At 35.0% G+C, this 5,280-nt stretch carries 5 protein-coding genes and 1 pseudogene; 2 read left to right on the forward strand and 4 right to left on the reverse strand.

Annotated elements, in window-relative coordinates; translation table 11 throughout:
* Window positions 1-450: 450 nt before the first annotated feature.
* The 4 genes and pseudogenes from galU to V7124_RS25830 all read right to left on the reverse strand — a co-directional run bounded on the left by galU (window position 451) and on the right by V7124_RS25830 (window position 2,067).
* The gene (gene galU, locus V7124_RS25815; protein ID WP_335411931.1) at window positions 451-1,323 is read right to left on the reverse strand and encodes a UTP--glucose-1-phosphate uridylyltransferase GalU; all 873 of its coding nucleotides are present in this window, start codon (window positions 1,321-1,323) and stop codon (window positions 451-453) included.
* 276 nt (window positions 1,324-1,599) lie between these two features.
* Window positions 1,600-1,695, reverse strand: a pseudogene (locus V7124_RS25820) (LPXTG cell wall anchor domain-containing protein); the annotation flags it as partial.
* A gap of 13 nt (window positions 1,696-1,708) precedes the next feature.
* Window positions 1,709-1,846, reverse strand: coding sequence for a hypothetical protein (locus V7124_RS25825; RefSeq protein ID WP_335411933.1), 138 nt, complete (start codon window positions 1,844-1,846; stop codon window positions 1,709-1,711).
* 26 nt (window positions 1,847-1,872) lie between these two features.
* On the reverse strand, window positions 1,873-2,067 hold the full coding sequence (locus V7124_RS25830; RefSeq protein WP_335411935.1) for a 5'-nucleotidase C-terminal domain-containing protein: 195 nt from the start codon (window positions 2,065-2,067) through the stop codon (window positions 1,873-1,875).
* A 151-nt stretch (window positions 2,068-2,218) separates the two neighbouring features.
* On the opposite strand from V7124_RS25830, the gene V7124_RS25835 reads away from it, so the two are divergent.
* Both V7124_RS25835 and V7124_RS25840 read left to right on the forward strand, forming a co-directional pair.
* The gene (locus V7124_RS25835; RefSeq protein ID WP_335411938.1) at window positions 2,219-2,515 is read left to right on the forward strand and encodes a hypothetical protein; all 297 of its coding nucleotides are present in this window, start codon (window positions 2,219-2,221) and stop codon (window positions 2,513-2,515) included.
* Between the two features lie 145 nt (window positions 2,516-2,660).
* Complete coding sequence (locus V7124_RS25840; RefSeq protein WP_335494767.1) at window positions 2,661-5,114, forward strand: hypothetical protein; 2,454 nt, start codon at window positions 2,661-2,663, stop codon at window positions 5,112-5,114.
* The last annotated feature ends 166 nt before the right edge of the window (window positions 5,115-5,280 follow it).

Raw genomic sequence — 5,280 nt, forward strand, 5'->3', positions numbered from 1 at the left:
AATGACTATCAAGCTTTTATTATACCAATTTCTGTTCAAATTAAAACTATTAGTTATTTCTTTCCAATTGATTTCTAAATTTTTGGTTCAACTTAGTAAAATAACCCTACCCAAATGGAGTAAGGTTGTTTTACTATAAATTCTTTATTCTGATTTATATACTAACTTCTCGTAATATTGTTTTGTAATAATTCGGGCCATTAGTCATATAAATTTTATAAATTGCAACATAAAATTAACAGGTAGTAGAGTTTCCTTTGCAGCCTAAATTCATATAATAATTTTCCATTTCTTGCATTTTGAACTTCAAAAATTTTAATAGATATTCTTTAACCCTTCATTTTGAACTGCAAACTCGTGACTTGAATTCCATTGTAAAATAAAATAGAAATTATCTCCAAAAAATACATAACCATCCTAATTGTACAGAATAGTTATGTGTATTTTAGCTTATATAGTTTCAAGCTTGCTCGCCATAAACTTTAATAAATCTTCCCTCAATTCTTCCTTTTGAAGGGCGAATTCAATAGTTGTTTCTATATATCCGAGTTTTTCTCCTACATCATATCTTTGGCCTTCAAATTCATAGGCAAATACACGTTGAATATGATTTAAATTTTGGATAGCATCTGTTAGTTGTATCTCACCACCAGCACCGATTTCCTGTTTCTCCAAAAACATAAATATCTCGGGGGTAAAAATATATCTGCCGATAATAGCCAAATTGGATGGGGCTGTTCCTAATTTAGGCTTCTCTACAAAATTTTTAACCTGATAGGAACGCCCATCTTGATGATTCGGATCAATTATGCCATAACGGTTAGTCTCACTTTCTGGTACTTTTTTAACTCCGATAACGGAAGAGTGCGTTCGATCGTAAACTTTAATTAGTTGTTTTAAACACGGAGTTTCTGCTTGAACAATATCATCCCCGAGTAACACCGCAAATGGTTCATTTCCAATAAAATTCCGTGCACACCAAACTGCATGTCCTAGCCCTTTTGGTTCCTTTTGTCTAATATAGTGTATATCAACCATTCTCGATGGTTCTTGGACTTTTTTTAAGAGCTCCAACTTTCCTTTGTTTAGCAAAGTTTGTTCCAGTTCAAAGGCAGAATCAAAATGATCCTCAATGGCCCTTTTCCCTTTTCCTGTCACAATAATAATATCTTCAATCCCAGATTCAATTGCTTCCTCTACTATATATTGTATAGTCGGTTTATCTACAATGGGCAACATTTCTTTTGGCATTGCTTTTGTAGCTGGTAGAAAACGAGTACCAAGTCCAGCTGCTGGGATAATAGCCTTTCTTACCTTATGCATATTAACCGCATCCTTTCAACATATTGTAAGTATAAGATAATGGTCCAGATTTGGCAAAATAATGGTATATTTAATCTTTTCCCACAACTTAATTATAGTTCTTCTTGCTAATAATGCTAAATATTAAAACTATTTATTCATATCTTCTATAATAATCAATTGATTGCACATAAAAAAGCGTTATTTCTTGGAATGGGGTGTAGTTACTCCATTTTACTAAAAGAGCTACCAAAGATCAGATACCTACTTTTTGCACAGCCCCGTTTTGTATTACAATTAATTCTCTAATTTTCGTCTTCTCAACATAAATGTGATTCCAAACCCGACAACAAAAATACCAAATAATAAATAGTTATACATGTTGGCTGCCGTATTAGGAAGTTTTTCACTTTTGTTGGATTTGTTGGGTTTGTTGGTTTGTTAGCTTGGTCGGATTTATTGTTGGATTGTCGACAGTTGATTTTTTCACAATTAAAATTCTGCCTTCAATTGCTGCTGTTATCGGTTTTATTTGTGCTTTCACATAGTTCACCAAAGTATCTAAATCCGTTAACCATAGTTTACGTTCTTTACCTTCTTCAGAATCGTGTAGCTATCTCCACCATCTGACATAAAGTTATTGACTGCTATCGTATATTCAGCTTTTGGATCAACTGTTGATCTATTTGGTAAGAAAATATCTAAATTTTTTTCACCTAGAGGTTTTTCTACTGACCAAGTGTATTTTAAGCCAGAGATCGCCATAATCCGATTTCAATCTGCAGCAAATTGCTGTAAGTATTTATTCGGATTTTGAAAACGTTGTACCCCGCCAATTTGTATTTACAACCCTATTTCTTCCATATATACTTAATTTGAGTAAAAATTGGAAATAATTAGAATCGAGGGTTGCAAAATGAAACGAATCATTTCTATTATCCTATTAATCGTTATTGTATTTGTATTATCTTCAACAAACCCGGAGCGTTCAGCATACATAGAGTGGATCAATCATGAAGCGATGGATCAATCTTCAAATCTTCTCGAAAAAGGAATTCTATCATTAGCAGGAGAAAAGGTTTTTGATATAGGAACAACGGAGTCGGATTACTTTGTTTTTTCAGTCTATAAAACAGATTTTTCGGAGATTGGATTAGGTCAGATTACATGCATTGGGATTTTCAATAAATTTATTCCCCTTTCTAAAAAATAGTAAGGTTCATTACAATAGGTAAATTTTAATATTTCTATCATAATATTCCTTTGGAATCAGCATCGGCGATGTTAAACTAGTAATATATTTGTAAATTCATTTGGCTGCTTTACAAACTTGGCTTTATTGAAGGGAGACATGAGCAGTGAGTGAAAAGAAGATTGAACAGCAGGTTTATACTCGGGAACCTGGTGGTATTTTTCATTCGGGTGATGGCGATGTCCCGATTACCATTTCCGAAGGTCTCGATCAAGCAAGAATGAATGATCTCCTATTAGAATTGGGGATCACAGAGTCACAGTTTAAACAGCTGCTATTCGCAGTAATCTCCTCGATTGCTGGGAAGAAAAAGGTCTATATATCTCTAAATGTAGAGCTGCATCACTACACAAAAGTGGCTGCTGCATTACTAGAATTGCTTTATCACTTTTTACCGCACAGCCATCGAAGGTGCTTCGGGGCCATGACATATACGAGTGAGCCTGAAGGAATAAACGATGTCCATGTCCTATTTTTTGAACCTGGAACGCTAAATGACCATGGCCGCTCAATGGAAGAGCCATACATATTTGATTTCGCTAACCAGAAATTTTCTGGTATTGACCTTGTAGGTCAGCATGAATACTTGAACTTTGCCTGGGAGCAGCTGTTAGTTGGACATAGACTTGATGAATTCTTTGAGTTTGCTGAAAAAGCGCTGTTCGGTTTCACGGAAGAAGATCAACTTCAATTGAAGAATTACGATCAATTAACAGCAATTTACCAAACTCTGAACGGCTCTGAAGATTATTATCGACAAAATAAGCTAAGTTTCCTTTATAGTCTCTTGAATTTTTTAAAAGTAGAAAAAGCGGTAAAGGAAGATTTGGAAAAGCTGTGGTTGCAAATTTTAAAAGAAGAAAAAGCAGCCGTAGAGGTTGAAACAGCGATTGATTTTATAAAAGCGGTGGTGGAATTCAACCAGATTTCCCTTCATGATAAGGGACTGGAATTTATTCTGAATACATTAGACTATTATAATCATAACCCTATCTTTCATGAGGTAATGAAAATAGTAGAGGAAAGTATTGAAACGTACGAACCATTAATGGAGTTTATTACACTCCATCCCGACTACACACAAATTTTAGAGAACTATCTTACTGAAAAATTCAACCATACTCGTGTTGAGGATATTTTAAGTGCAATCAATCAACTGCTGCTAACCGTGCCATTTGTAGCTAAAAATAAAGGTTTTCAAGCCCTTATCATTAAAAGGACTTCTCAAGCTTTGGTTGATTCTTCTGATATTTTTATTGCAGCACGTGCGGTAAAGGAATTTAAGGTAACCAACCAAGATGTTGATTTTTCAAAAATAAAAGAAATGATGATGATTTCCACGGAATTAACATTATTGAAGGCGATTGACCTAAACAATGTTACGGTTAAGGATATCGGTATATTTGCGTACTTATCAACAGGAAGACTCCATGTGAAAGAGAGTAAGGATAAACTAATTATTCGTAAATCCAAGATGATGGAAGTCCTTCATGAACTATTTAACAGCCCAGTCGTTTCCGTAGAATTACTTCTTCAGCCGTTATCACTTGATAGCCGTGAAGAGCTTCGGAATGTATTAAAAAATGTTTTACGAAGTCATTTATCTGAAAAGTATTTTCAGCATTTATTGGCAGCATTTAATGAAGAAGATGGCAGCTTCCATTATCCACAGCTTTTTGCTTATTTGAGTAAACATGCAGATGATAACCTCGTGTTGGCTTTTATTAAGTGGACTGACAAAAACCTTCAGCTCGATTATCACTACCATCGAGCCTTGAAGAATTATTTGAAAACCCATCCAAGATCAATTTGGAAAAATAAAAATACGAAAAAGGAACTACAACAGATTTCAACGGTTAGTTTTAGAAAAGTAGTCAAAGAAGTCCAAAATGAAAGTGCTAGTCCAATCGTTAAGTTTTTTAACAGGTATGGGATCAATCTTTCCATTGTTCTGCTGATTATCCTGGTAGCTGGTAGCGGGGTATACCTAGGCTATGGCCTCCTCGCTGGTGAAAAGGATGGTGACACTGATTCCAAAACAAGTACAGTTGCTGCAAAAGAGACAGAGGAAACCAAGAATCAAAAACCTTCATTGGATCCTTTTAAACGCTGGGATGTTGATAATCCCTATGTTTTTAATGTGGATGGGCAGCAACAGCTAATGGTGTTTGGACAAGCAAATCCAACCGGTGGCAAAAGCCTAGTATTAACCGACAGCAAAAAAACTGAAACCTCGTTTGATTTGGTGATGGATTCTGAAGTTTCACCATTTGATGAAAAGGGTGTTTTAAAAGAAGGGTTTTCTCTTTTTCACACAGAGCACGATTTCGATCAGAATGGCAATTCAGAGGTGGTCATTATGGCACTCAATCAAACCTTTGAATCATTTGTATGGGTGTACAGTCCAATTTCAAAAAAAGGGCGTATTGGCCTGCAGGCAAACCTAGCCATAAAAGGGATGTCTGATGCTAAATTAGTCGATAATACCCTTACTCTCCTCGGCGAAAATGGGCAATCCGAAACCTATGCTTTTGTTAACCAAGAATTTGTGAAACAATAAGGCTCTTTTCTTAAACTTTGTTACTTTTAGGTAAAAAAAATTATGAAGTGCTGTGTTTTGGCAGAAAACAGAATAAAATCCGATAAGAAAAGAGCTAGCAAACTAAATTCAATGACGTAAAAATAAAATTGTCACGTTAAAGTCGGCTTTAAGACTTTAACAACAA

The sequence above is a fragment of the Neobacillus niacini genome, assembly GCF_036961885.1.
GTDB classification, from domain to species: Bacteria; Bacillota; Bacilli; order Bacillales; family Cytobacillaceae; genus Neobacillus; species Neobacillus niacini_H.